Source organism: Ruegeria sp. AD2(2025) (assembly GCF_056542385.1).
Map to the genome: position 1 here is coordinate 1 of NZ_JBQFZS010000041.1, position 834 is coordinate 834.

General features: G+C 55.2%; 1 pseudogene. It reads left to right on the forward strand.

Annotated elements, in window-relative coordinates:
• Positions 1-18: 18 nt before the first annotated feature.
• A pseudogene (locus ACR1XV_RS21430) lies at positions 19-611 on the forward strand (IS5 family transposase); the annotation flags it as partial.
• Between the last annotated feature and the right edge of the window lie 223 nt (positions 612-834).

Below are 834 nucleotides of genomic sequence, written 5' to 3' on the forward strand. Positions count from 1 at the left end.
CGCCCCCCTTTTTGACGCCCACACAAGACCCTTTACAACCGTTGGAAGCGGTGGAGCGACAAAGGCATCTTCGCGCAGATGATGGCAGGTCTGGCTGCCGACCACGGCGAGGAGAAGACCGTGATGATCGACGCCACCTATCTGAAAGCCCACCGGACAGCGACCAGCATGGGCGTCAAAAAGGGGGGCGTGGCCGTCTGATTGGCCGAACCAAAGGCGGCATGAACACCAAGCTGCACGCCATCTGCGACAGCCAGGGCCGCCCCCTCAACCTGTTCGTCACGGCAGGTCAGGTCAGCGACTACATCGGCGCACGAGCATTGCTGAGCAGCCTGCCGGATGTTGAATGGCTTCTGGGTGATCGCGGTTACGACGCCGACTGGTTCAGAGAAGCGTTGAAGGACAAAGGGATACGCGCCTGCATTCCTGGACGGAAGCAACGGAAGAATCCGGTAAAGCACGACAAGCGCCGCTACAAACGGCGCAACCGCATCGAGATCATGTTCGGCAGGCTGAAGGATTGGCGGCGTGTGGCGACCCGCTACGACAGGTGCCCGAAGGTCTTCCTGTCAGCCATCGCCCTCGCAGCACTCGTCATCTATTGGCTATGAGTCCTGACCCTAGAAAGGTTGTAAATTGGACATTTTTTCTAAAACAGCGTATCCTTAAGAAATTATAAGAAGGTTGATAATCTATTGGAAATTATAGATGTTTTGGGATTCGAACAAAAGCCGATTTCTAAGTGCGGCAAAGCTAACGCTCTCTGTGCTCGCGAGCGTGTTTCTCTTGTTCCCTAATAGTGCTCGCGCACTTGAGATAAGTGTGATGGTGCCT